The sequence below is a fragment of the Oscillibacter acetigenes genome, from assembly GCF_025567605.1.
In the GTDB taxonomy this organism is placed as follows: domain Bacteria; phylum Bacillota; class Clostridia; order Oscillospirales; family Oscillospiraceae; genus Oscillibacter; species Oscillibacter welbionis.
The window spans coordinates 266,457-290,785 of record NZ_JAOQKG010000005.1; the positions used below are offsets into that span (position 1 = coordinate 266,457).

Sequence of the window (24,329 nt, forward strand, 5' to 3'; positions counted from 1 at the left end):
GGGCTTTTTCGGCTTTCCCCCCTTGACAAATTGTGGGGCTGGTTGTATTATAACACCGTTATATAACGATGTTACAGGAGAGATTCCAGTGGAAGAAACATCTGTTACCACATTGGAAAAAATTCAGGAGGCCGCTATGGCGGAATTCCTGGATAAAGGCTTCCAGGGGGCCTCCCTGCGGCAGATCGTGAAGAATGCCGGGGTGACCACCGGCGCCTTCTACGGCTATTTTTCCAGCAAGGAGGCCCTGTTCGCCTCTATCGTGGAGCCCCATGCCGCCGCCCTCATGGGGAAGTTCATGGCGGCCCAGACCTCCTTCGCCGAGCTGCCTGAGGAGCAGCAGCCGGAGCACATGGGCGTGGAGTCTTCTGGCTGTGTCCACTGGATGGTGGATTACATCTGTGCCCACCGGGAGCCGGTCAAGCTGCTCCTGTGCCGGGCGGAGGGCACCAGCTATGAGCACTTCGTCCACAACATGGTGGAGGCAGAGGTGGAATACACCCAACGGTACATGGAGGTACTCCGCCGCCTGGGCCGGGACATCCCGGTGCTGGACAAATCCCTGTGCCATATCATCGCCAGCGGGATGTTCAATGGCATCTTTGAGATCGTGGTTCACGACATGCCCCGGGACCAGGCGATGCGGGATGTGGATCAGCTCCGGGACTTCTACACCGCCGGATGGCTGAAATTGATGGGGGGATAGCCCCCTGTCTTTTTGGATGACAGTTAGTTTTAGCTAACTTTGAGAAGGAGGTTTTTTATGAAGCAGAAGAAAAAGAGTGATGTGGCCGTCCTGTTGGGCTACGCAGGCAGCCACAAGGGCCTGACCTTTCTGGGCCTGGCCCTGTCGGCGGTGTCCATGCTGCTGAGCATGGCACCCTACATCTGCATCTGGCTGGCAGCCCGGGACCTGATCGCGGTGGCGCCGGACTGGACGAAGGCGCAGAGCGTCGCCCAATACGGTTGGCTGGCGTTCGCCTTTGCGGTGGCCGGCATCATCCTGTATTTTGCGGGATTGATGTGTACCCATCTGGCTGCCTTCCGCACGGCGTCCAATATCCGCAAGCAGGGTGTGGCCCATGTGATGAAGGCCCCGCTGGGCTTTTTCGACTCCAACGCCTCCGGCCTCATCCGCGGGCGGCTGGACGCGGCGGCGGCTGACACGGAGACCCTGCTGGCCCACAACCTGGCGGACATCGTGGGTACCATCACGTTGTTCATCGCCATGCTGGTGATGATGTTCGTCTTTGACTGGCGGATGGGGGCGGCCTGCCTGCTGGCTGCGGTGATCTCCATTGTGGCCATGTTCTCCATGATGGGCGGCAAAAACGCCAAGATTCTGGCAGAGTATCAGGCGGCCCTGGACCGCATTACCAAAGCAGGCACTGAGTACGTCCGGGGTATCCCTGTAGTCAAGATCTTCCAGCAGACCGTCTACTCCTTCAAGGCGTTCCAGGAGGCTATTGAGGACTACAGCACCAAGGCCGAGCACTACCAGGCAGATATTTGCCGGACACCTCAATCCATCAACCTGACCTTCACTGAGGGCGCCTTTGTGTTTCTGGTACCGGCGGCCCTGTTCCTGGCGCCCGGGGCTCTGGCCGCCGGCGACTTCACAGGATTTGTCACAAACTTCGCCTTTTACGCGGTGTTCTCCGCCATCATCTCCACGGCACTTGCCAAGATCATGTTCGCCGCATCGGGCATGATGCTGGCCAGCACCGCGCTTGCCCGCATCGACCAGGTCATGTGCGCCCCGGAGCTGAAAGTGCCGGAGCAGCCCAAGTCCCCCCAGAGCAGCCGTGTGGAATTTGAGGATGTGAGCTTCACCTACGACGGCGCGGAAACCCCCGCCCTCTCCCATGTCTCCTTCACGGCGGAGCCGGGGCAGACTGTGGCCCTGGTGGGGCCCTCCGGCGGCGGCAAGACCACCGCCGCCAGCCTGATCCCACGGTTCTGGGACACCGCCTCCGGCGCGGTGAAGGTGGGCGGCGTGGATGTGCGGCAGATCGACCCCCATGTGCTCATGGACCAGATCGCCTTTGTGTTCCAGCACAGCCGCCTGTTCAAAGCCTCCATCTTTGAAAATGTCCGGGCCGCCCGCCCAGACGCCACCCAAGAGCAGGTGCGCGCGGCGCTGATGGCCGCCCAGTGCGGGGACATTCTGGAGAAGCTGCCCCAGGGCATGGACACCCTGATCGGCTCCGAGGGGACCTACCTCTCCGGCGGCGAGCAGCAGCGCATCGCCCTGGCCCGGGCCATCTTAAAGGATGCGCCCATCGTGGTCCTGGATGAAGCCACCGCCTTCGCGGACCCCGAGAACGAAGCATTGATCCAAAAGGCGTTCTCTGAGCTGACCCGGGGCCGCACCGTTATCATGATCGCCCACCGCCTGTCCACCGTCGTGGGCGCGGACAAAATTCTCGTGTTGGAGGAGGGCCGCATTGCGGAGCAGGGCTCCCATCAGGAGCTGACCGCCGCCGGCGGCCTCTATGCCCGGATGTGGGCGGATTACAACCAGGCGGTCCAGTGGAAGATCACCAGCGAACAGTGAGAGAGGGGTGAAGAAGATGTTCGGCAAAAACTTTCAGCGCAAATACGCCCTCACCGACCAGGGCGTGAAAAACGCCAAAAAGGGCGCTTTCTGGACGGTCATTGTCAATCTGGTCGTCATGGACGGCATGGGCATCCTGTACCTGTTGATGTACGGCCTGATGGGAACCCTGACGGACGGAGCGCCGCTGCCCGGCCCGGCGCTCTTTCTTGGGCTGGTAATCGCGTTCGTCATTCTGTCCTTTGTGACCCACCTGCAGCAGTACCACGCCACTTACGGCCTGGTCTACAACGAGGTGAAGTCCACCCGCCTCAGCCTGGCGGAGCGGCTGCGCAAGCTGCCCTTGGGCTACTTCGGCAAGCGGGATCTGGCGGACCTGACCGAGACCCTCATGGGCGATGTGAACCGCATGGAGCACGTCTGGTCCCATGTGCTGGGATACCTGTACGGCGCCTACATCTCCACGGCCATTATCGCGGTTTGCCTGCTGGTATATGACTGGCGGCTGACTATCGCCTGCCTGTGGGGGGTGCCGGTGGCCTTCGGCCTGCTGTTCGGCACCCGGAAGATCTCCGCCCGGGCCTCGGAGCGGACGAAACAGGCCGCAATCCGTGTCTCCGACGGCATCCAGGAGGCGTTGGAAAACGTCCGGGAGATCCGCGCCACCAACCAGGAGGTGCGCTATCTGGCCGGGCTCAACCAGAAGATCGACGACCATGAGAAGGTCACCATCCAGGGCGAGCTGGGCACCGGCATCTTTGTCAATGCGGCCAGCGTCATCATGCGCCTGGGGGTCGCCACCACCATCCTGGCGGGGGCCAGCCTGATCGTCTCCGGACAGATCGACTTCATGCTGCTGTTTTTGTTCCTGCTGGTCATCACCCGTGTGTACGCCCCCTTCGACCAGAGTCTGGCCCTCATTGCAGAGCTGTTCGTGTCCCAGGTGTCTGCCGACCGCATGAACGAAATCTATAACACCCCCACCGCCGAGGGAGTGGAGCGTTTCCAGCCCAAGGGCCACGACATTGTGTTCGACCATGTGGGCTTCGCCTACGACAAGAAGAAGGTATTGGACGGTGTGAACTTTACCGCCCGGGAGGGTGAAGTGACCGCTCTGGTGGGACCCTCCGGCTCCGGCAAGAGCACCTGCGCCCGGCTGGCCGCCCGGCTGTGGGATGTTACGGAGGGCACCATCCGGGTAGGCGGCGTGGACATCTCCACCGTGGACCCGGAGGCGCTGCTGACCGACTACTCCATGGTGTTCCAGGATGTGGTGCTCTTTGACGATACCGTGATGGAAAACATCCGCCTGGGCAAGCGGGGCGCCACCGACGAAGAGGTGCGGGCCGCGGCGGAGGCCGCCAACTGCGGGGAGTTCATCCGCCGCCTGCCCCAGGGCTATGACACCCCCATCGGGGAGAACGGGGCGAAGCTCTCCGGCGGGGAGCGGCAGCGCATCTCCATCGCCCGGGCGCTTTTGAAAAACGCCCCCATCGTCCTGCTGGACGAGGCCACCGCCAGCCTGGATGTGGAGAACGAGACCAAGGTGCAGGGAGCCCTCTCCCGCCTGCTGGCCGGCAAGACGGTGCTGGTCATCGCCCACCGGATGCGTACCGTGGCCGGGGCGGACCACATCGTGGTGCTGGAAAACGGCCATGTAGCCGAGCAGGGAACTCCGGCGGAGCTGATGGAGCGCGGCGGCCTCTACCGCCGCATGGTGGAGCTCCAGAGTGAGAGCGCCCGGTGGAAGCTGAACGGAACAGAGGCATAGAACAGAGATGATTTCAATTCAGCATTCCCAAAGGCAATTTCTTATGGAAGGGCCGCGTATTTTCAACGGAAAGCAGAGAGCGTCCGGAAGAGTAAACTTTTACAGAGGACCGTTTCCTGGCGAGAACATCAAATCAAGGCGCGTTCACTTTGCATGTGTCTCTGGATTCTATTGTTCGGAATCGTCAAAGGCACCTGATTCTGTATAAACGAGGCGGTTCACAGGCGCCGCCCCAAACGTCTGAATCTGTGAGAAGAAACAGGCCGACAGGAGGGAAGCCACGTCAAAGGGACCAGTTGCAAAAGCCGCGATGACCTGACGCTGTTCCTCAATGCACAACTGTGATCGTACTTGCCGTGCTACCGTCCGGCAGCTGCGAAGCGCTGTACGAATCGGACTTCTTGGTGTTCCGCATCGTCAGCCGGAGGAGCGCGGTCTCCGCACCACGGAGATAGCTGAGCTGATGACCAGGGCCGCCAGACGACGCGACGGCAGCCCGCGGTTCACCATCCGTCCGATCCGGCAGAAATTGGCGGGCACTCCGCCAAACAGCCGCAGAACACCCGCGGGTAATGCCCCACGTGACTGCCTTTCGGCCGCTATGCGCCTTGCGGGATGGGCAGAGTTCCTCTCCAGGCGGTCCGGGACCGGTTTTGGACCATCGTTCCGCCGTTGCAGAGGCGTGTCTATTTGGCCATCTGCCGCCCGCTTGGGCGTTTTTCAAAGGCCGAAGGGAAAAGCGGCAGCAGCCCTTGGGTATTCCCCTCCCACACCGGCGGACCGGTCTCCCTGTACAGCGTCCCGCACATGTTCCACGGGGTTCTGAAGCGGGCGGCTGTTGAAAGCGAGGTTCCACGACCTACGCCGCGCATTCGCCACTCTGATATTTCAGTGTGGGATTGACCTTGGACACCTAGTCCCACGCCACACCATCGGCCCCAAAAGAGGCGGAAAAAGCCATGGAAAAAGTCCCGGCAAATGGTTCTGAAACCGAAAACAGCAGGAGGCTCAGATGCAGAAAATGCTTCTGAGCCTCGTTTTTTGTCCTGTATAGTTTGGGGTTCGGGACAGGCGGAAGTGCCTCCCGATCTGGTCCGAGCTTTTTGATGCCAAAAGCCGGGAAAACCAGCTTGATTGATCGCAAATCAGACAGTTTTGCGGTTGCGGAGGCGGACCTGTACAACGCCTTTCAGGTGATAAGCTGAGGCAGAATTCTCCATCCGATACACCGTGCTTTCCAAGTGTGTTTAGCCCCGAAATCGCCCACCCCCGGAGGTCGTGTCCACTCTACGGCGGCTTTTATCATTCCGGGGCAGGCTATGGGAAGCACAAGATCACAACGAAAGGAGGGGCGAACATCCTGCTAAATACCGGTTTTGGCGTCTTGCCGCTCTGCCCAGGTGACGCAGATCACTTCCTCCACAAAATTTCTATTCTTAAAACTATGGCGGACATCATAGCGGATGCCATACTGGCTTCAAACAGCAAACCGCAGTCTGTATAGGCCATATTTTCCTATACGGGCAGAGCAAAGCAGCCTCCGGTCGCACTGACACTCTGACCAGAAATGCGGCAGGCACACAGGGCAATCCGTCCCATCCAAACCCCTTACAAGTTGATTGGCTGCCGGATCAGAGAGGCAACCAGAATCCCAATTGCTCTATCAGCCGGGCCTTTTATGGGGAGCGGCAATATCTGAAATCTTTACGTTCATCGGCCGGCCATCTGCTTCAAAAAACACACAGCAAAAAACGCATAACGGACCGCCCGTTACAAGTTCACGTATACTACAGAAAACAAAAAATGAAACCAGACTTTGAACGGACTTTGGAGGGCTCTTAGTACTGCATAAGCTGCCTCCTGCAAGATAAAATAAAGAAAAATATTTGTAGGAGGTTATAGAAATGCCTGAGCGGACAATCGACCCGGCACAACTCGCATCATATACGGCACATCTGCGGAGGGAGGAGCGGAGCCCCGGCACCATTGAAAAGTATCTCCGGGATATCAGGGCCTTTGCCGGCTGGCTGGACGGCAGACCAGTTTCCAGGGAACTGGCTGCCGAATGGAGGGATCACCTGCTCTCTAAAGACTACGCCCCGGTGACCATTAATTCTATGCTGGCTGCACTTAACGGACTGTTTCATTTTCTGGGCTGGGACGAGTGCCGGGCAAAATTTTTGAAAGTCCAGCGCCGCCTGTTCCGCGACGCAGGCCGTGAACTGACCCGCCAGGAGTACGAGCGGTTGCTGGCCGCGGCAAGAGCGCGTGGGCAGGAGCGGCTGGCCCTGTTGATGGAGGCCATCTGCGCTACCGGTATCCGGGTGTCCGAGGTGCGGTATATCACCGTGGAGGCCGCCCAGCGGGGTCGGACCGAGATCTCCCTCAAGGGAAAAATTCGCACCATTCTGCTGCCGGGCAAGCTTTGCCGCAAACTGCTGAAATACGCCAGAAAACACAAAACCGTTTCAGGCGAGATTTTTCTCACCAGAAACGGAACCTCTCTGAGCCGCCGCCAGATTTGGACAGAGCTGAAACGGCTGTGCAAGTCCGCCGGAGTGGAATCTGCCAAGGTGTTTCCTCACAATCTGCGGCACTTGTTCGCCACCATTTTCTACCGGGCCTGCAAGGACATCGTGCGGCTGGCCGATGTGCTGGGCCACAGTTCCATTGAAACCACTCGTATCTACCTTGTGACCTCCGGAGCGGAGCACGCCCGGCAACTGGAACGTCTGGGGCTGGTTTCGTAGGTCAAAATCAACATTTTGTCACAAAAAATTTCAACGGCCCCTTTTTTCTTACATAAATTGCTTTTATTATAGCACGGTTTGAAAGGAACCGCAAGGGACTCCCCCCAATTGGGACGCACAAAATCAGGCCGGGAAAAAGGATTTTTCTCGGCCCTCTTTTCTCTGCCCCAACGAGGTCTGGAGCGTGTTTTAGAAGCGGATTCTCTCCTGAAATCATGCGCTCCAGGTCTTACTTTGCCCGCGGACGTATTCAAAATGTTGATTTCGTTGATAGGGGGAGGAGCAATGCAGAGAACAGGCGCGGTGTGTCAAAAGGCGGCAGCACCGCTGAAAGCAATCGGTGTAACGGTAAGTGAAGAGAGCATCCGGGCCTATTTGGAGGATCTGAATCACCGAGGGCGCCGGGAAGAGACCGTGCGGTTTTACGCCGCAAAACTGAAGACATTCTACGACTATCTGCCGCCTGACAAGCAAATCGTCTTGAATACTCTGGAGACATGGCGGCAGGCTCTGCTGGCAGAGGGATATGCCCCGGCCACAGTGAACACAAACATCTCCGCCGCTAACGGCCTGCTGGACTACTTGGGCCGCCGGGATCTGCAGCTGACCGGACAGCTGGAGACGGAAACGGCACCCCAGTCGGAACTGACCCGAACGGAATATCTGCGGCTGCTGTCTGCTGCTCGGGCGCTGGAAAAGGAGAGAACGTATCTTTTGGTGAAAGCAATTGCCCTGACAGGAGCCCACGTCGGAGAACTGCCTCAGATCACTGTGGAGGCCGTGCAGAGTGGACGCACACCGGCTGTCTCCGGCGGTGAGCAGCGGCGTGTCCAGTTGCCAAGGTGTCTGCAGGCAGAGCTGCTATCCTATTGCCGCCGGCAGGGGCTGACGGCAGGGCCGGTGTTCGTCACCAGAAGCAGGCGGCCCCTGCGGCGGACACAGGTGACGGGGGACATCCAGAGTCTGTCTGGTGCGGCCCGTGTAGCGCCGGAGAAGTGCAATCCCCGGTGCTTGCGAAAGCTGTATCTGGTCACCCAGGCAGAGATCGACCGCGGCGTGCGGCTGCTGGCGGAACAGGCTTACGACCGTCTGCTGGACACGGAGCAGCTGGCCGTCGGTTGGGATGAGCTGCCAGAACAGAAAAAAGCGGCCCAATAGGACCAGCGGATCCCGCGCCATCACCGCCGAGACAGGCCAAGTCGGCTCCATCACCCCCTCCGGGCGCGCCAACGTCAGCCGGGGCGGCGACCGGGCCTTCCACATTATGGCCGGCGACGGTTACCGGATTTTTAATGTGCTGGTAGATGGCGAGAGCGTAGGCGCTATCAGTCACTATACCTTTGAGAACGTGCGGGCCAACCACACCATCAAGGTGGTATTTAAGGCCACTCAGCCGATCGCCGATCCTGATAACACCGACGTGTCCAGCTGGTTGAATACCAGAGACCATACGGTTTATCTCGACGGATTCACAGGCGGCTCTTTCGCCCCCGGCCGGCAGATGACCCGGGGCCAGGCGGCGCAGATGTTCTACAACCTACTATTGGAAAAGAACGTGTCTGTCACCGATACGTTGCACAGATGTTCCAGATGATATGTGGCGCGCCTCTGCTGTTATCCCTGGGCATCATACAGGGCTACTCCGACGGCGCATTTCAGCCCAATCGGGATATCACCCAGGCCCAATTCGCAGTGATCGCCATACGGTTTGCCAACGAGACGCCCGGTGGAACCAGCCTCTTCTCCGACGCGAACGAGGATGACTGGTTTTGTACCCAAGTGACCAGCGCCGCCCAGTACGGCTGGATCGGCGGATTTTTCGATGGTACGTTCCGGCCATATATTCTATCACCCGGGCACAGGTAACTGCCATCGTTAACCGAATGTTGGGCCGCAGCGCCGACACAGCGTATATGGACCGCCATACTGATGAACTGCGGCGGTTCTCCGATGTGGAAGGGACCCATTGGGCCTACTTATAGAGGCCACCAACGCTCACAGTTATGATATGGACAACGGCACAGAGGAATGGACTGGCCTCCTGTAAGCCAATGAGGCGGGAGGGAGCTTTGGCCCAATGTCATTAAATTCCGCTCCCTGCAGGACGCGCGGAGCATTTGGCTTGCCGGCAGCAGCCAAGCGCTGAGAGGCCCACGCCTACTTTGGACGGCCGGCGCCGAAGTGTTTTTAGACCCCAAACGGGCCAAGACTCGAAGGCTGCTGCGCTCCACTCCGCGCTATTTCATCGTTCCGGGTCACAATCCGGATCATACTTGTAGAGATAAAATTTAAGAGAAAATAAAATTTCCTTTATCATAGTTCCCTCTTTCGCTGCCGCCGGCAGGCCAGGGCACACAGGCCAAGTCCCAAAGCCAGCAGGACTGCAGCGGCCACCGCCTCCGCACCCTTGGGCACCCAGGGGCCGTAGCCGTCCCAGAGGGGGCGGAACGTGAAGGGCCGATCCAGAAGCCAGGAGCCCAGCACGACCCCCACCGCCACGAACAGGGGAACGGCCTTCAGCAGCATGGCGATGTAGTTGCCGCTGTACTGGGAGAGAAAAGCCGTCAGCCCGGCGGCCCCCAGGGACAGGGCCAAAATCAGCCCCGCCAGCACCAGCAGATAGGTGCCGTAGGTCCAGTCGAACCAGGGAGTGCCCCACTCCCAGATGCCGTCCAGGCCGCAGGCGGCAAATTGCAGGGGCCCCTGGGCCAGGAACGGAATGACATAGACTGTTATATTCACCACCGCCAGCACCAGCGCAGAGAGCAGGGCAGCTCCCATCTGAACGTTCAAAACGGACCGCCCCCGCCGGGAGGCCCACTGCATAGGCCGGGTGTTCCGCAGCCGGTCCCGCACCAGGGTGGGGGAGAGCAGGAGCACGATGCTGAGTACGCACCATACCGCCAGATCCTTGCCGTACTCCTGAGTGGAGTATTTCACAGAGGACGGCAGCAGGGAATGGGTCATATCCGAGCTTGCCAGCTCCGCCTCCCGCCGGACCATAGCCTCCGGCTGGGCCAATTGCTGCCGGTTGGAGACAATCAGAGCGCGGTGATCCTCCTGGGTATCATAGGTCTCCAGAGTATCCGCCAGCGCCTCGATCCGGTACCAGTTGGTGCCGCCGTACACCCGGTAGAGCAGGGCCTCCACATCCATATCTGCCTGTCCATCAGTGTTGCGTATGCCGTTCAGGTAGTCCCCCCGAAAGGAGAGAAAAGATTTATAGTCCGTCAGCCCCGCTGCCGCAGCTTCCGGGATGGCGGTGATCTGTGTGTCAAAGGCCGTGATCTCCCCTGCCATCTGCTCGTCCAGTTCTGCCCGTTCTTCCGGTTCCAGGGTGGGGCCATACCGCTCCACCCAGTCGGAGGCCAGATCGAACTGGGCCTCCGACTGGGGACCGTTGCAAAAGTGCTCGATATAGAACTGTGGGAACATCCAGTAGTATACCGCCCCCAGCAGCAGGATGGCCGCCAGGATGCCGGGCCGCCAGATCTTCCGCAGCTCCCATTTCAAAAGTTCCATCAGGACACGTCCTTTCTGTCAAACCAACCGAGAGCCAACAGGACTCCGCCGCCCAAAAGCAGCAGGTTCAGCCCGCTTGCGATGGTCTCCTGCCAGGGGAGGACGGCGTTCAGTCCCAGCTCCGTGAACCAGGCGCTGCAGGAGAGCCAGACCGTTACCGGCTGGAAACAGGCAATCAAATAGGCCGCCCACCAGCCCAGCTCCCCCAGAACGGAGACCAGTCCCAGTCCGCCGAAGCACACCAGGCACAGCGCCAGGGCCGCCAGATAGGGGCTTCGCACCAGCGTGCCGCACACCGACGCCAGCAGGGAGAATACCGCCGTCAGCACCGCGCCCAGGGCTAGGGCAGCGGCCAGGTACTGACCCACCGTGAAGTCCCCCCAGGTGAGGAAGGGCCGGACCACCAGCATGTCCGAGAAATAGTTGAACTGGCTGGACACGCTGGCATTCCAGATTCCGCTGTAGTCGTACAGCAGGAAGTAGGGCACCAGGGTGCAGAACGCCAGCAGGCCGTACAGCGCCGCCGACGCCTGGAGAGCCGCCAGGACCTTCACCCGCCGTAGTTTCCGTCCCGTTCGGGAGGCGCAGGCCAGGCCCTCTGCGCGGTGCATCCCCTCGTAGCCCAGCAGATACAGCGTCCCCAGCATGGCCAGAATGGCGCTCTCACAGAGAATGGCCCGGAACAGCGCGCCGAAGAGGAACTGGTGGCTGCCGTAGGTGGCCGGGCCGGCGTACAAATCCAGCGCCGCGTCAGTCTGGGCCAGGTGCTCCACCCGGCTCGCCAGCAGATCATATTTCCAGGTCATCCAGGTAACTGCCAGAGGGGATTTCTCCACCACACCGGCATAGAAATCCGAGAGTTCCCCGGTGTCATACGTCTCGAAAATGTCCTCCATCCCGGTGACAGATTGACGCAGCAAATCCCGGTTCTCTGTGGCGGGTATAGCGTCCAGCCCGGCAAGAAAGTCTTCATCAACCCGCTGGCCCAAGGCCTTTGCCGTTTGGGAAGTCTCGTTGAAGAACGCCCGGTCATAGGGGGAGAGCGTGGCGATCAGCAGCCCGTTAAAGGCCAGACACAGGGCCAGGAAGGCCCACAGGGCGGGCAGGCGGAAGAGCTTCCGCCACTCATAGACCGCCAGATTCATGTCTGTTCCTCCCGGTAGATGGCGAGAAACGCATCCTCCAACCCCGGCGTTACCGGCGTTCCATTGACAGGGGGCGTCTCGCAGAGCACCCGGAGCACCGGGCCATCCGCCCCCTGTCCTTCGCTGAGCAGGAACTGTCCCGGGGCCAGGGGCATCCCGGCAGGAAGCTGGAATACCCTGCCCTGGAACCGGGCGCAGATGCGGGCAGGGCTGTCGCAGCAGTAGAGGCGGTGATCCTTGAACATGACGATTTGCCCGGCGATGGTCTCAATGTCTGAGACGATGTGGGTGGAGAGAATCACGATCCGATCCTCAGCCAGCGTGTGGATCAAATTGCGGAACCGCACCCGCTCCCGGGGGTCCAGCCCAGCGGTGGGCTCGTCCAGGATCAGCAGCTTCGGGTCGTTCAGCATGGCTACGGCGATGCCCACCCGCTGGAGCATCCCGCCGGAGAACTTCTTCATTTTTTTGTCCGCAGCATCCCCAAGTCCCACTGTCTCCAGCAGGTGGTCAATGCGGCCGTCCGCCTCCCGCTTCGGGATGCACTGGAGGGCGGCGGCATACCGGAGGAATTGCCGGGGCGTGTAGCTGGGATAGTACCCGAACTGCTGGGGGAGATACCCCAGCAGGCCCCGGTATTCCGCCCCCAAGGCCCGGATGTCTTCTCCCTCCCACAGGATCTGTCCCTTGGTGGGGAACAGCAGGGTGGTGAGCATCTTGATGAGGGTGGTCTTGCCCGCCCCATTGGGTGCCAGCAGACCGTAGACGCCGGGAGTGAAGGTCAGGGAAATGTCCTCCAAAGCGGTGAACTTCCCATAGGTTTTCGTGACGTGCTCAACGGAGAGCATAGGAGACGCCTCCTTCCATCGGGCGCCGGCAGAAGCAGCGCAGTTCCAAAAGGTACAGAGTAATCCCGGCCGCGGCCAGCAGGCAGAACACTACGGTGGGGATGGCCGTCAGCCACTCCGCCGTCCGGGGCCAGATCAGGGGAATCAGGCCCATCAGAACCCAGCCGGTCGGCGCCGCCAGCCACCCGGCAGGTCCCCGCAGCCGCTGGCACAGCAGGGAGAGAGCGCCATACAGAAACAGGCTGGCCAGAGACAGTGCCAGCATCCAGCCCAGGGGCATCTCCTGCCCGGTGAAGGTCCACAACAGCATATTTGCCGGGACACACACCAGTACGGACACCCCGCCGAAGCACAGCATCTGCAGGGCCGCCACCATCCGGGCGGAGACCTGGAAGGTCCAGGTCCACTCCCAAATGCCGGTCTGCAGGTTCTTCCAGGCAGTCAGCAGGGAGAGGGCGGCATAGAGCAGGGGAGAAAACAGGAACAGGGCCGGTGCCAAAGAGCCGGTGGAACCGGCCACAAAAAGCGCCGACAGCAGGCACAGGGCCCAGATCAGCAGGGACAAGGCCAAACAGTCCCCCACGCCAAACAGCAGCGCGCGGGGGCCGATGCGCTGCAAAACCTCCCGCAGCTCCCGGCCAAAGGCGACCCGGCGGGGCAGGCCTGCATCCAGAATCCGGGCAATGGCCCGCTGTTTTTCCGCCTCTGTGGGCATGGAAATTTTTTGATTATCCATCTGCTCCAAACTCCTTTCGCAGCCGCCCGATCAGGCGGTAGTATCTGGATTTCACTGCCGCCTCCGGCTCTCCCATGGCGGCAGCGATCTCCGGGAAGGTCTTTTCCCCGTAGATCCGCAGGCGGAACACCGCCTGCTCCCCGGGGTCCAGGCCGGAGACATAGCCTTCGATGGTCTCCAGCAGGGCCCGGTCATGGACGCGGGCCACAAAGTCCTCTGCTGCAGGGAGCTCCATTTCCTGAATAGGAATAGAGACCGGCCGGGCCTTCCGGCGGGTGTCGATGACTTTGTTGGCGGCGATGCGGTACAGCCAGGTGCGGAAGGACGCCCGCTCCGCCCGGTAGCCGGGCAATGCCCGCAGGACTGCGATGAAGACGGACTGGGTCAGGTCCATGGCGTCCTCCTTGCTGCCGGTCTGACGGTAGACGAAGCGGTAGATTTCGTCATAGTAGGTCTGGATCAGCTGCTCCGCCGCCTCCCGGGAGTTTCGCCGCTGGATAGCCCTGATCCATGTCTGTTCCCGCTCCATCGCCTCACCGCCTTTCACAGGTATATTCGTGTTTCAGAGTACCATCGTTTCAGGGGAATAAAAAGAATTTTTACAGGATTTGGGGCGGACGATCCCAAAAGCCCCCCACCTTTCGGCAGGGAAAGCATCGTCCCCGGCTATAGCCAGGGGCAGTTCCATGCGGAAGCCCGGACCCACTTTGCGCGGCCGGAGGGGCAGAAGAATTGCGTAAGGAAAACCCGCTCTGCCGGCCATCGGCATTTCGATGCTGTGAACAAAGGCAAAATCTACTCGTAATCAACAGCTTACGCATATTTTTCTGCACGCAGCCTCGTTGTGTTTCGGATATTCCCATCGGCCTCTGGAGCAGTATGGTATCATATTTGCTTCCATAACTCGTGAAGAGAAGAATCCCATGATAAGCAGATAGGGCAACCCGTATATTTTCTGGAAACCGGTGGCAATCCTACCATTGCGGGACCAGGATTCACAAGCCCACAGCGGCAGTTACCGCTGTGGGCTTTGCTGTCTCTGCCGTTCCTGTACAATGTTGGCATGAAATCATGCAAGGAGGCCCCCCTATGTCCGAACACAAACTGACACCCCTGCAAATACAGGCGTTTGCCCGTCACCTTCTGCTGGAGGAGAAGAGCGCAGCCACCATGGAAAAGTATCTTCGGGATATCCGGGCATTCGCCTGCTGGCTGGGTGATCGCGAAATCTGCAAGGAGCTGACCGCAGAGTGGAAAGCCTATCTGGCGGAGCAGGGCTACGCCCCCGCCAGTATCAATGCCATGCTCTCTGCCTTAAACAGCCTGTTGGCGTACCTTGATCTAAACGACTGCCGGGTGAAATTCCTGAAAATCCAGCGGCGGCTGTTCCGGGATGCCGGCCGGGAGCTGACAAAATCCGATTATCAGAGCCTGCTGGACGCGGCTTGCCGTCTGGGCCGGGAGCGGCTGGGCTTGCTGGTGGAGACCATCGGGGCCACCGGCATCCGGGTCAGCGAAGTCCGCTATATCACAGTGGAAGCCGTGCGGCAGGGCAAGGCCGAAGTCTCCCTCAAAGGCAAAATCCGCGTGATCCTGCTGCCGGGGAAACTCTGCCGCAAGCTGCTCAAATATGCCCAAAAGCAAAAGACCGCCTCTGGTGCGATCTTTCGCACCAAAAGCGGAAAAGAACTGGGCCGCCGCCAGATCTGGGCGGAGATGAAGAGCCTTTGCAAATACGCCGGCGTGATGCCGGGCAAGGTGTTCCCCCACAATCTGCGGCACATGTTTGCCACCGTGTTTTACCGGGCCTGTCGGGACATCGTCAAACTGTCCGACCTGTTGGGCCACAGCAGCATCGAAACGACGCGCATCTATCTGCTGACTTCTGGCGCAGAGCACCAGCGAACGCTTGACCGGCTGGGGCTGATATCGTAATCACGGAATTATCATTCCGACACAAATAATCGCAAAAAACAATTTATCCTACATATCTGCAATTACATTTTATCACATAGGGCGCCTGCCCACAAGAGGGTTTTGCCTCTCCGGGCAGCAGAAAAAAGCCGGGGAAACGTTAAATTCTGTCCGGCCTTGGTTCTAATATCGTTTTTTTCGCCCGTGCAGATAGTACGGGCTTTTTTTGTGTCTTTTCCCTTTGACCCGCCAATCCCTTTCATATGAATCAGCGACGGAATGATAATTCCGTGACGAGGCAGCGAGCAAAGGGAAGCGGCAGGAACTGTTCAGTGAAGTTTCTCTAAGCCCGTCCGTCGACGAATAATCGCCCAAGCAAGTTTCGATTTGCATCAGGCAGGGAATTCGGGGCACGGAGGGGCCGTATGCGAGAATTTTTTGTGAATCGGCCGGATACGGCGGCCATGGAACGACTTCTGGGAAGCCACGCCAGCGATGCCGCCGGTGTGGCTGTGCGTCTTGCATGGCAGGCGGGACTGCTACGGGATGAGATCACGAACCTGACTTGGGATCAGGTGGATTTTGAACGAAATCAACTCCAGTTGCCAGCTCGGACGATTCCCATTACTCAAATGCTGGCAGATTACCTGCGTTCCGTGTACAGAAAATGGACATTTCTCACCGGGAATTCCACAAATAACTGCGTGATCTGCTCTGATCGCTACCATAAGCAAATGCAACCCCAGGCAATCTCCCGGATAGCGCGCAGGGTTCTTGACGAGGTAGGGCAAACGAACGTGCGTCTGGTCGATCTGCGCCATGACTATATAATTCGACAACTGGAACAACACGACTGGTCCTATGTGGCTCGTATCACCGGTATGGAGATCCGGTCTTTACAATTGCATTTTGCCCAGTATCTGCCGAACGGAAGAGCTGGCCCCAAGCATAGTGAGAAGTCCGGGGACATCGATGAGTTCAAGCTGTGGAAGATTTTGCAGGCGGAAAAAGACACTCCTGCCGGCTTGGTACTCTGGCTTACTTGGAGCATGGGGCTGACCGCTAAAAACATTGTGTCCTTGACTTGGGATCAGGTGGATCTGGAGAAGAATCTGATTCACCTGCCGGAAGGAGAGGTACCGCTGACAGCGGCAGCCAAAAGAATATTGGCAAAGCGGCTCCAGAAGCGGACGGAGGATCTCCATGTCCTGCTCTCCGCCGAGTCAAAAAAACCCATGGACGTTTCGCGGGTGTCTAGGATCACAAGAACCGCCCTGATCCGCGGCGGCATGGAGAACTGGACGTTGCGAGATCTCTGGACCAGATACGAAAAGAGCAATTGGGAACAAAAGATCACAGAGGCGATTCGCCGCAGTGGCCCTATCACACGCAGCCAGATCATGGAATTATATGGCCAGACCAAATCCGCTGCGTATCAGCGGCTGCGTGCCATGCTGGATAAGGGTCTCCTGGTCCGCGTGGGCTATAAATACTACTTACCGGATTCCGTAGTTCCGCCGGAACGACAGCAGGAAGCCCTCTACGAATATCTGAAGAAGGAGGGCTTTGCCTGTCGGAAGGACATCACCACCGCCCTGCAGATTGAAACCGAGCAATGCTCCGCGCTGCTCAAGCATGAAGTAGATTCTGGAAACCTGATTAAAGTCGGCCAGAAATACTATCTGAAAGAATCGTAGCCTGTTGGGCAATGCATCCCACATAGCAGAAGAAAGATGCCGTGGCAGCAGAGAATCTGTTTTCACGGCATCTTTCTTTTTGCCCCTATGAGGAGACCTGCCGGAATCGCCCCTTTGTTTGGGAACTTTTTCATCGGTTACACTTGCTTTTCATGGCAAGCGCAAGAAATCCAGTAATTATTTCACTTTTTTAACAAAACCCGGCAAATCGTAGACAGCAGCATTCTCCTGGGGTAAAGTGAACGCGCAGAAAGGAACTTCTGTGGTCCGCTCTGGGCCGGAGCAACGGGAAGAGACACCCCTGCGCATATGAAGCCGGTCCGGAGATTGGACCTCAAAAGCTCTCTGCAAATCTTTTAAAGGAGGAGAAATCCGAATGAAGAAATTTCTTTCACTGGTGCTTGCTCTGGTGATGACCATGTCTCTGGTCACTGTCAGCGCGGGCGCCAAGGACTTCACGGACGGCAGCGAGATCACCTACAAAGAAGCTGTGGATGTGATCTCTGCCCTGGGTGTTGTCGACGGTTATTCCGACGGCGACTTCCGTCCCGATGATGTCCTGACCCGTGGCGCGGCCGCCAAGATCATCTGCAACCTGATCCTGGGCCCCACCACTGCATCTGCTCTGGCGGCCAGCACCGCCCCCTTCAAGGATGTTCCCGTGACCAACACCTTCGCGGGCTACATCACCTACTGCTCTCAGCAGGGTATCATCAGCGGCTATGCTGACGGCACCTTCCGTCCCACCGGTACCCTGAGCGGCAACGCGTTCATGAAGATGCTGCTGGGCGCCCTGGGCTATGACAGTTCCATCGAGGGCTACACCGGCCCCAACTGGCAGGTCAGCGTCATCAAGCAGGCCAGCGGCATCGGTCTGGACGACGGCAACGACGAGTTCGTGGGCTCCCAGGCTGTGACCCGTCAGGAGGCCGCCCTGTACGCCTTCAATATGCTGCAGGCCACCATGGTCGAGTATGACAAGAAGGATACCATCGTTGTGGGCGGCGTGGAGATCACCTCCACCTCTACTCGTAAAGAAGTAGAGAACCCCATCGAGAAGGACAACACTATTGAGAAAGACGAGAAGATGCAGTTCGCCGAGCGGTACTTTGACGATCTGCAGAAGGCACCCGGCGAAGCGGATGACTTCGGCCGTCCTTCCAACATCTGGACTCTGAAGTCCGACGAGATCGGCACTTACGCCAATATGGACCAGCTGGTGGGCACCTACACCGCCAAGGTCTCCAAGTCTGATGTGTATGAAGCTGTGGGCCGCACAGTCTACAACGATCTGACGGATGGCAAGTCCGACCTGACCGTGTGGTTCGACGGTGTGGAAACGCCCGTTAAGACCGCTGACGTGGAGGACTATGTTGAGCGCAACAACACCGGCGCGGTCAACAACACTGCCAACGGCGACCTGACCGAGATCTATGTGGACGACGACACCAATGATGTCACCATCGTCACCGTCCGCACCTATGTCTTCCAGGCCGCTTCCGACTATGACACCCGCAAGGAGACGGTCAGCCTGACCACTGACTCCAGCAAGTATGACACCGACATCACCTTGGACAGCCGGACCCTGGATGTGGACGATTTCGCCAATATCACCGACCTGAAGGCCGACGACTATGTCCTGGTGACCGCCGTCAACAACAACAGCCGTTACGAGGTCAAGAGCATTGACAAGGCTGAGGTTGTCAACGGCACTGTTGAGGGCTATAAGGACGGCAGCAATGTGACCATGGGCGGCACCAAGTACGAGTACTCCGCCACCGCCGACAACATCAAGAAAACCAGCTACAATGTGGGCCGCGAGGCTTCCCTGGTGCTGGATTCCTATGGCTATGTCATCGCAGTGGATGAGTCTGTTGTCCTGAGCGATTATGTGTACATCGCTGAATTCGGCAGCAGCAGCGGCATGACCTCTACCTCCCGCGCTCTGGCCAACGCCATCTTCCCCGATGGTACCACCGACGAGATCGTCGTGGACAAGGCCTATGATAAGAAGGCCGGTGAGCAGGTGAGCAGCAAGTCCACCATTGCTCGTTGGGGAACCGACGCCGATCAGATCGGCTGGTTCACCTACAGCAAGAACTCTGCTGACGAATACACTCTGTATGCTGTTGAGTCCAAGTATGACGAGGAGATTGCCAGCTACAGCGGTAAGGGGACTGTTTCCGAAAACAGCAAGGTCGCTCCCTTCGAGAACGATTCCAACAGCACTACCAAGGCGGATCTTTCTCTGGCCAACGACGAGACCATCGTCATTGTCAGCGACAAGAACGATGATCTGTATGTCTACACCGGCGTGAAGAACTTCCCCGCCATTGAGCTGACGGATTCCTCCAGTGAGGCTGCTGTCTCTGCTCTGGTGCGTGACAATGGCTATGCTGCTCTGATCTATATTGATATTGACGGCGATGCCACCATCTCCGGTGAGCAGGAGACCACTCTGGTCTATGTTCTGTCCTATGATGGCCGCTATGTCACCACCGACAACGAGGTCTATCATCAGTACACTGTTCTGAACGGTGATGAGGAAGAGGACATTGTTGCTGACAACAAGATCACTTCCGACAATGACTACTATGGCGTTGCCCACTATCTGACCCGTAATTCCGACGGTCAGCTGACCGACTTCCAGGCGGCCACCGCAGGCGGCAGCGTGATTGCTGACACTGACAAGACCAGCGCGATCAGCCAGAGCGCCGGCACCCTGACCATTAATGGCAGCCGCTATCTGGTGACCGAGGACACCGCTATCACCTTGGTGACCGTTGGTGACCTGGGCGATGACAGAGACGCCAGCATCATGAACAAGGATGAGGATGCCGACTATGAGGTGGCCGCCAATATCTCCGCCAAGGAGCTGGTGGATGCGCTGAAGGGCTATGCCTACACCTATGACTATGCCGGCAAGACCTCTGATAACGGCAAGGTTCTGGAAGAGCTGTATGTGACCGTGACCCAGGCTACTGAAGCCGCTGAGCTCAGCAATGATGCCAGTATTGCTAGCATTACTGTGAAGGGCGAGACTGTTGCCAAGCTCGGTGATGGTGAGACCAACACCATCAATCTGCCTGCTACGCAGAACGATCAGCCCAAGTTCGTTATCAAGCCGAACGATGCTGGTGCAAAGGTTGTGGTGACTAAGAACGGCTCTACCGATGTGGATGCGGATACCCAGGCCCAGACCACCGCTCTGGGTGAGGGCACCTATACCATCAAGGTCACTTCTTCCGATGGTTCCAAGACCACGACAGTGACTGTTGAGGTTGAGGTTGCAGCTGCAAGCTCTGGCACGCTGAAGGTTAAGGATAGTATTTCTTCTTCCGTTATGAGCATTAGCTCCAAGATAATCACTATCGAATCTTCCGCTAACGCTACGGTTGCTGACTTGTACGCTGCTCTCGAGGTCGATGGTGGAAATGCTGCCGACTACTTCGAGGTTGTGAGCCCCTTCGGCGCGATTTATGGCGAGAAGGATACTACCGCTGTCACCGATAGCATGACGGTTGTTCTGCACCTGGATGGCGCAGCGGACGCAACTTACACGATTACCCTCAATTGAGTCTCTTTGCTGCGTTGAAAACAGCTTAATGACAAGCCCCGGGCCAAAAGGCCCGGGGCTTGTCTCGTTTCTCAGCGGATTCCTTTGACTGTGATTTTACTCCCCTTCTTGATGGTGTACCCGCTGTCGCTGGTGACCGCCATGTACTTGGTGAAGTCCCTGAAAGAGATGCCGGTCCACTTCTCGGCCGGCTCCACTCCGGACACCTACGCCCACATCACCAAGGCGGCCCAGAAGGGGGCGGCGAAAGCTATGGGGAAAGTCCCAGCAAATGCCCTCCGAAAAGTCGGCACGGCCCGGATGCGGAGACGCCGCGTCCGGGCATCGTTTTTGCCCCGTATAGGACAGGGTATTGGATGTGTCTAGACGCTACTTGTCGATCTTTCCTGTAGAAATAGCGAATGCAAAATGAATGCTGCCATCTCGTTTGAACAAGGCCTAACAATAAGCCCAGTAGTATTAAGACAAGGGGATGATGCGAAAAAATTGAGGAAAAGTAAATCAAAACGCTGTTTTTGGATTCAGAACACGGATTTTCCGTTGAACTCCCCCCAGGCATTGCACTCAATCACTTTCGTGACCAGGGCAAATCAGCCGGATGCCATAGCGATCAATTGCCTCCAGATACGGCTCAGAGGGCAAGCAGTCTGTAACGATGGCATACAGTTGCTCAAATGGGCAGAAGCTGATCACAGCGGAATGTCCAAATTTACTTTGGTCCGCCATCAGGACAACCCGATTGCCTCGCTGTACCACGCTGCGCTTGATCTCGGCTTCCAGATAAGTACTGTTGGTAAGGCCGTTTTCAATTGAAACGCCGGTAGCAGAGATAAAGATTGTCTGAATGCTCAGGCGAGAGAGGGCATCCAGTGTGGAAATACCGGTAAAGGACGACGTGGCGGGGGCGTAAATACCGCCCAGCGCAATAATGTTCAGGTTGGACAAAGACGAGGCCGCATACAGCGCAGTCAAGCTGTGGGTAATCACGGTAACGCCGTTTTTCTCGCCGATATGCTGAAGGATATAGGGCGTTGTGGAACCGGAGTCCAGAAAAATTGACGCCCCATCGCTGACCAGTTGGGAGGCCAGCCGTCCGATAATCTGCTTGGCCCGGCTGTTTTTCTGGGCCCGGACAGAAAAGCCCACCGGCCGGTTGATCAGGGTGGAAGAGACGCCTCCATAGACTTTTCGGATATTTCCACGGCTCAAAAGTTCCATGACATCCCGCCGGATCGTGTTCATAGATACAGAAAATTGCGTAGACAATTCCTCCAGGGAAACGGTTTCCTTCCCCAAAATATATTGTTCCATCGCATTAAGGCGCTCGGCCCGCATAAGGATTCCTCCTATAATATTAGCAAATTATTCGGTATAATTTGGGTAAATTATATCATATTTTTGCCATTATGCAATCATTTTTCCCAAAATAATCAAGAAATGATGAAAATAAGAATTTTTTTGCACAGGTATTTGCTGTAAATAAAACTCTTATTATTCAAAATGGCCAAAGTTTCGTCAAGAATTTATCACATTTAGATATTGAAAACCCCACAATATTTGCTATAATTATCTAAAAGATACTCATAAATTTACCATAAAATACCTACAAAATTTGGCAACTCAGAATTAGTGAGTAAGTATTTGGGGAAAAGGAGCGAGGATTTCATGGAGATACGGAATCGGGCCGCCTACATGGTCACACCTGGGAAGATGGAAATTCGGGAGCTTCCAATGCCGCAAGCGCAGCCGGGCGAAGTTGTACTGAAAATCGAGTATGTGGGCGTCTGTGGATCTGACGCGCATTTCTTTGAATCCGGCATGCGGAAGGGAAAGGCTTTTGACCTGCCCTTTATTCTAGGCCACGAGTGCGCCGGCACGGTCACACAGGTGGGTGCGGGTGTTCAAAATGTCGCCGTTGGAGACCGGGTCTGCTTTGAGCCCCAGATTACTTGCGGGGTTTGCCCGGAGTGCAGGTCCGGACGCTATAATCTCTGCAAAGATGTCCGCTTCCCCTCAGTTCCGCCCTATGATGGAATGCTGCGGGACTACGCTGCCATACCGGCGCATCTGGCCTTCAAACTGCCGGATAATGTCTCCTCCCTGGAGGGGGCCTTGATCGAGCCGCTGGCCGTAGGGCTGTCGGCTGCCAGCCGGGGTGATGTGACATTGGGGCAGGATGTGGTCATTCTGGGTGCCGGGTGCATCGGCCTTCTCACCATGATGGCCTGCAAAGCCCGGGGGGCCGGCAGAGTAATCGTTTCCGACCTCTTCTCCAAACGATTAGATAAAGCCCTGGAACTTGGAGCCGATGCAGTTATCGATGCCAGCACAGAGGATACCATGGCACGGGTCACGGAATTGACAGAGGGCCGCGGCGCAGATGTGGTATTTGAAACCGCCGGCAACTCCCACACAGCGGCGGAAACCTCAGATCTGGTTCGGCGGGGCGGCGTCATCGTCTTTGTCGGCAATATCAATGGCGAAACTCCTTACCGCTTTATGGATTTGATGTATAAGGAGGGTGAAATTCGGACCATTTACCGCTATCACAACAATTTTCCCACAGCTATCCGGGCGGTATCCACCGGTCGAATTGACGTAAAAGCCATCGCTTCGCATCAATTTGATTTTCAAAATGTGCAGGAGGCCTTTGACGCCGCGCTTTATCAGCGTCAGGATGTGGTCAAGGCCGTCATCAAGTTGTGATTCCCCGCCCATTGATCCGGCAGGGGATACATAAATACGGAACAAAGGAGAATTAACATGAAAAAAGGAATCGCTTTGCTTCTCGCGATATTGATGTGCCTCAGTCTCACCGCCTGCGGCGGCACCGGCGAACAGTCTTCGGGCCAGGACTCCTCCGGAGAGGACACCGCCGCACCGGATTATCCCACCACCAATATTTCCTGCATCATCCCCTATGGTGCCGGCGGTACGATGGACCAACTCTCCCGCGCCCTGTTTCAAAGCCTTTCCGAGGACGCGCTGCCCAGCAATGTGAACTTTGTGGTGGAGAACGTGGCGGGAGGCGGCGGTCTGGTGGGCACCGAGCAGGGGCTGACCCGGGCTGCGGACGGCTACACCATCGTGGGGGTCAACGGTGACCTGATTATCAACCGTGCCATCGGTGCCACGGACATTGTCCTCCAGGAGGATTTTACTCCCATTGTTTGCCTGCAAGATGAGCCCTACTGCCTGATCGGCCCCGCCGATGGGGATTGCAGCACACTGGAGGGCTTCATTAACAAACTCTCCAGCGGCGACAACGCCGTTACCGTGGCGATCACCGGTCTGGGATCTCCCGGCGGTCTGGCAACCATTGCACTGTCCAACGCCTTCGGCTGTCAGATTCGGACTGTAACTTATGACTCTTCCAACGACTGCGCTCTGGCTGTGGTAACCGGCGAGTGCGATGCGACCTTCATCAACGTCAGCGGCGTGGCCGGGCAGATTGAAGCCGGCACCCTGAAGCTTCTGGCCGTTACTTCTGCCGAGGAGTCCGACTCTCTACCTGGAACCCCCTCTCTCGCCCAGACCTATCCCGAGGAGTGCGGCGATATGGATCTGCGGTCTGTGTGCTTCCTGGGAATCCGGTCCGATGCCGATCCCGCCATCATTGAGTGGCTGCATAACACGCTGAATGAGGGCGTGGCCTCCGAAACCTATGCGGAACTGACGGAATCCCAGATGATGACGCCCAAGGTATGGGACATTGAGGGTATGACCCAGTACTGCGAAGAGGCGTACAACTATTACGTCGGCCTGCTGGCTGAGTGAAGAAGAATCATTTCCATATCGCGTAGTCACGTAAT

The 24,329-nt window shown here is 57.7% G+C and carries 19 protein-coding genes; 12 read left to right on the plus strand and 7 right to left on the minus strand.

From position 1 onward, the window contains the following. The first annotated feature begins 88 nt into the window (after positions 1-88). The 7 genes from OCV80_RS12070 (at position 89) to OCV80_RS12100 (ending at position 8,944) form a co-directional block, all read left to right on the plus strand. Entirely contained in the window at positions 89-706 is a 618-nt protein-coding gene (locus OCV80_RS12070) for a TetR/AcrR family transcriptional regulator (RefSeq protein ID WP_136891372.1), read from the plus strand. 57 nt (positions 707-763) lie between these two features. Then, positions 764-2,557 (plus strand): ABC transporter ATP-binding protein, encoded by a 1,794-nt coding sequence (locus tag OCV80_RS12075; protein ID WP_136891371.1) that lies wholly within the window; start codon positions 764-766, stop codon positions 2,555-2,557. 16 nt (positions 2,558-2,573) lie between these two features. Then, entirely contained in the window at positions 2,574-4,328 is a 1,755-nt protein-coding gene (locus OCV80_RS12080) for an ABC transporter ATP-binding protein (RefSeq protein ID WP_136891370.1), read from the plus strand. 1,904 nt (positions 4,329-6,232) lie between these two features. Then, positions 6,233-7,078 (plus strand): tyrosine-type recombinase/integrase, encoded by an 846-nt coding sequence (locus tag OCV80_RS12085; protein WP_136891369.1) that lies wholly within the window; start codon positions 6,233-6,235, stop codon positions 7,076-7,078. A gap of 285 nt (positions 7,079-7,363) precedes the next feature. Then, positions 7,364-8,236, plus strand: a complete 873-nt coding sequence (locus OCV80_RS12090) for a tyrosine-type recombinase/integrase (RefSeq protein ID WP_025544841.1) — start codon at positions 7,364-7,366, stop codon at positions 8,234-8,236. Further along, entirely contained in the window at positions 8,202-8,672 is a 471-nt protein-coding gene (locus tag OCV80_RS12095) for a hypothetical protein (RefSeq protein WP_025544840.1), read from the plus strand. The genes OCV80_RS12090 and OCV80_RS12095 overlap by 35 nt, the downstream gene beginning before the upstream one ends. Further along, a complete protein-coding gene (locus OCV80_RS12100; RefSeq protein WP_267288432.1) occupies positions 8,669-8,944 on the plus strand; it encodes an S-layer homology domain-containing protein in 276 nt (91 codons plus the stop codon). Before OCV80_RS12095 ends, OCV80_RS12100 begins: the two co-directional genes overlap by 4 nt. A 447-nt stretch (positions 8,945-9,391) precedes the next feature. On the opposite strand, the gene OCV80_RS12105 is transcribed toward OCV80_RS12100, so the two are convergent. The 5 genes from OCV80_RS12105 to OCV80_RS12125 are packed head-to-tail and all read right to left on the minus strand — an operon-like array spanning position 9,392 to position 13,858. Beyond that, on the minus strand, positions 9,392-10,600 hold the full coding sequence (locus OCV80_RS12105; protein ID WP_267288433.1) for a hypothetical protein: 1,209 nt from the start codon (positions 10,598-10,600) through the stop codon (positions 9,392-9,394). Beyond that, a complete protein-coding gene (locus OCV80_RS12110; RefSeq protein WP_025544836.1) occupies positions 10,600-11,745 on the minus strand; it encodes a hypothetical protein in 1,146 nt (381 codons plus the stop codon). The genes OCV80_RS12105 and OCV80_RS12110 overlap by 1 nt, the downstream gene beginning before the upstream one ends. Next, positions 11,742-12,593 (minus strand): ABC transporter ATP-binding protein, encoded by an 852-nt coding sequence (locus tag OCV80_RS12115; RefSeq protein ID WP_021749534.1) that lies wholly within the window; start codon positions 12,591-12,593, stop codon positions 11,742-11,744. Before OCV80_RS12115 ends, OCV80_RS12110 begins: the two co-directional genes overlap by 4 nt. After that, positions 12,580-13,329 carry a hypothetical protein gene (locus tag OCV80_RS12120; RefSeq protein ID WP_021749533.1) on the minus strand — a complete coding sequence of 250 codons (750 nt, stop codon included), beginning with the start codon at positions 13,327-13,329 and terminating at the stop codon, positions 12,580-12,582. The genes OCV80_RS12115 and OCV80_RS12120 overlap by 14 nt, the downstream gene beginning before the upstream one ends. After that, positions 13,322-13,858 carry an RNA polymerase sigma factor gene (locus tag OCV80_RS12125; protein WP_021749532.1) on the minus strand — a complete coding sequence of 179 codons (537 nt, stop codon included), beginning with the start codon at positions 13,856-13,858 and terminating at the stop codon, positions 13,322-13,324. The genes OCV80_RS12120 and OCV80_RS12125 overlap by 8 nt, the downstream gene beginning before the upstream one ends. A gap of 560 nt (positions 13,859-14,418) precedes the next feature. Here OCV80_RS12125 and OCV80_RS12130 point away from each other — a divergent pair. From OCV80_RS12130 to OCV80_RS12140, 3 genes are all read left to right on the plus strand, one after another. Next, positions 14,419-15,264: a tyrosine-type recombinase/integrase gene (locus OCV80_RS12130; protein ID WP_136891366.1), complete on the plus strand. Its 846-nt coding sequence runs from the start codon at positions 14,419-14,421 to the stop codon at positions 15,262-15,264. Between the two features lie 404 nt (positions 15,265-15,668). After that, on the plus strand, positions 15,669-16,940 hold the full coding sequence (locus tag OCV80_RS12135) for a tyrosine-type recombinase/integrase (protein ID WP_136891365.1): 1,272 nt from the start codon (positions 15,669-15,671) through the stop codon (positions 16,938-16,940). Between the two features lie 376 nt (positions 16,941-17,316). Beyond that, positions 17,317-20,517, plus strand: coding sequence for an S-layer homology domain-containing protein (locus OCV80_RS12140; RefSeq protein WP_136891364.1), 3,201 nt, complete (start codon positions 17,317-17,319; stop codon positions 20,515-20,517). Between the two features lie 71 nt (positions 20,518-20,588). Here the strand turns inward: OCV80_RS12140 and OCV80_RS12145 are convergent, their stop codons facing one another. Both OCV80_RS12145 and OCV80_RS12150 read right to left on the minus strand, forming a co-directional pair. After that, entirely contained in the window at positions 20,589-20,714 is a 126-nt protein-coding gene (locus tag OCV80_RS12145) for a hypothetical protein (protein WP_256264866.1), read from the minus strand. 367 nt (positions 20,715-21,081) lie between these two features. After that, positions 21,082-21,852, minus strand: a complete 771-nt coding sequence (locus tag OCV80_RS12150) for a DeoR/GlpR family DNA-binding transcription regulator (RefSeq protein WP_025544263.1) — start codon at positions 21,850-21,852, stop codon at positions 21,082-21,084. 330 nt (positions 21,853-22,182) lie between these two features. Between OCV80_RS12150 and OCV80_RS12155 the strand changes: the two genes are divergently transcribed. Beyond that, positions 22,183-23,223: an NAD(P)-dependent alcohol dehydrogenase gene (locus OCV80_RS12155; RefSeq protein ID WP_305148294.1), complete on the plus strand. Its 1,041-nt coding sequence runs from the start codon at positions 22,183-22,185 to the stop codon at positions 23,221-23,223. 57 nt (positions 23,224-23,280) lie between these two features. After that, on the plus strand, positions 23,281-24,294 hold the full coding sequence (locus OCV80_RS12160) for a Bug family tripartite tricarboxylate transporter substrate binding protein (protein ID WP_136891363.1): 1,014 nt from the start codon (positions 23,281-23,283) through the stop codon (positions 24,292-24,294). Positions 24,295-24,329 lie beyond the last annotated feature (35 nt).

Excerpts from the sequence above, each read along its gene's own strand:
- OCV80_RS12075 (WP_136891371.1), top strand. The coding sequence starts at position 764 with ATGAAGCAGAAGAAAAAGAGTGATGTGGCCGTCCTGTTGGGCTACGCA.
- OCV80_RS12080 (WP_136891370.1), top strand. The coding sequence starts at position 2,574 with ATGTTCGGCAAAAACTTTCAGCGCAAATACGCCCTCACCGACCAGGGC.
- OCV80_RS12085 (WP_136891369.1), top strand. The coding sequence starts at position 6,233 with ATGCCTGAGCGGACAATCGACCCGGCACAACTCGCATCATATACGGCA.
- OCV80_RS12090 (WP_025544841.1), top strand. The coding sequence starts at position 7,364 with ATGCAGAGAACAGGCGCGGTGTGTCAAAAGGCGGCAGCACCGCTGAAA.
- OCV80_RS12095 (WP_025544840.1), top strand. The coding sequence starts at position 8,202 with ATGAGCTGCCAGAACAGAAAAAAGCGGCCCAATAGGACCAGCGGATCC.
- OCV80_RS12100 (WP_267288432.1), top strand. The coding sequence starts at position 8,669 with ATGATATGTGGCGCGCCTCTGCTGTTATCCCTGGGCATCATACAGGGC.
- OCV80_RS12105 (WP_267288433.1), bottom strand. The coding sequence starts at position 10,600 with ATGGAACTTTTGAAATGGGAGCTGCGGAAGATCTGGCGGCCCGGCATC.
- OCV80_RS12110 (WP_025544836.1), bottom strand. The coding sequence starts at position 11,745 with ATGAATCTGGCGGTCTATGAGTGGCGGAAGCTCTTCCGCCTGCCCGCC.
- OCV80_RS12115 (WP_021749534.1), bottom strand. The coding sequence starts at position 12,593 with ATGCTCTCCGTTGAGCACGTCACGAAAACCTATGGGAAGTTCACCGCT.
- OCV80_RS12120 (WP_021749533.1), bottom strand. The coding sequence starts at position 13,329 with ATGGATAATCAAAAAATTTCCATGCCCACAGAGGCGGAAAAACAGCGG.
- OCV80_RS12125 (WP_021749532.1), bottom strand. The coding sequence starts at position 13,858 with ATGGAGCGGGAACAGACATGGATCAGGGCTATCCAGCGGCGAAACTCC.
- OCV80_RS12130 (WP_136891366.1), top strand. The coding sequence starts at position 14,419 with ATGTCCGAACACAAACTGACACCCCTGCAAATACAGGCGTTTGCCCGT.
- OCV80_RS12135 (WP_136891365.1), top strand. The coding sequence starts at position 15,669 with ATGCGAGAATTTTTTGTGAATCGGCCGGATACGGCGGCCATGGAACGA.
- OCV80_RS12140 (WP_136891364.1), top strand. The coding sequence starts at position 17,317 with ATGAAGAAATTTCTTTCACTGGTGCTTGCTCTGGTGATGACCATGTCT.
- OCV80_RS12150 (WP_025544263.1), bottom strand. The coding sequence starts at position 21,852 with ATGCGGGCCGAGCGCCTTAATGCGATGGAACAATATATTTTGGGGAAG.
- OCV80_RS12155 (WP_305148294.1), top strand. The coding sequence starts at position 22,183 with ATGGAGATACGGAATCGGGCCGCCTACATGGTCACACCTGGGAAGATG.
- OCV80_RS12160 (WP_136891363.1), top strand. The coding sequence starts at position 23,281 with ATGAAAAAAGGAATCGCTTTGCTTCTCGCGATATTGATGTGCCTCAGT.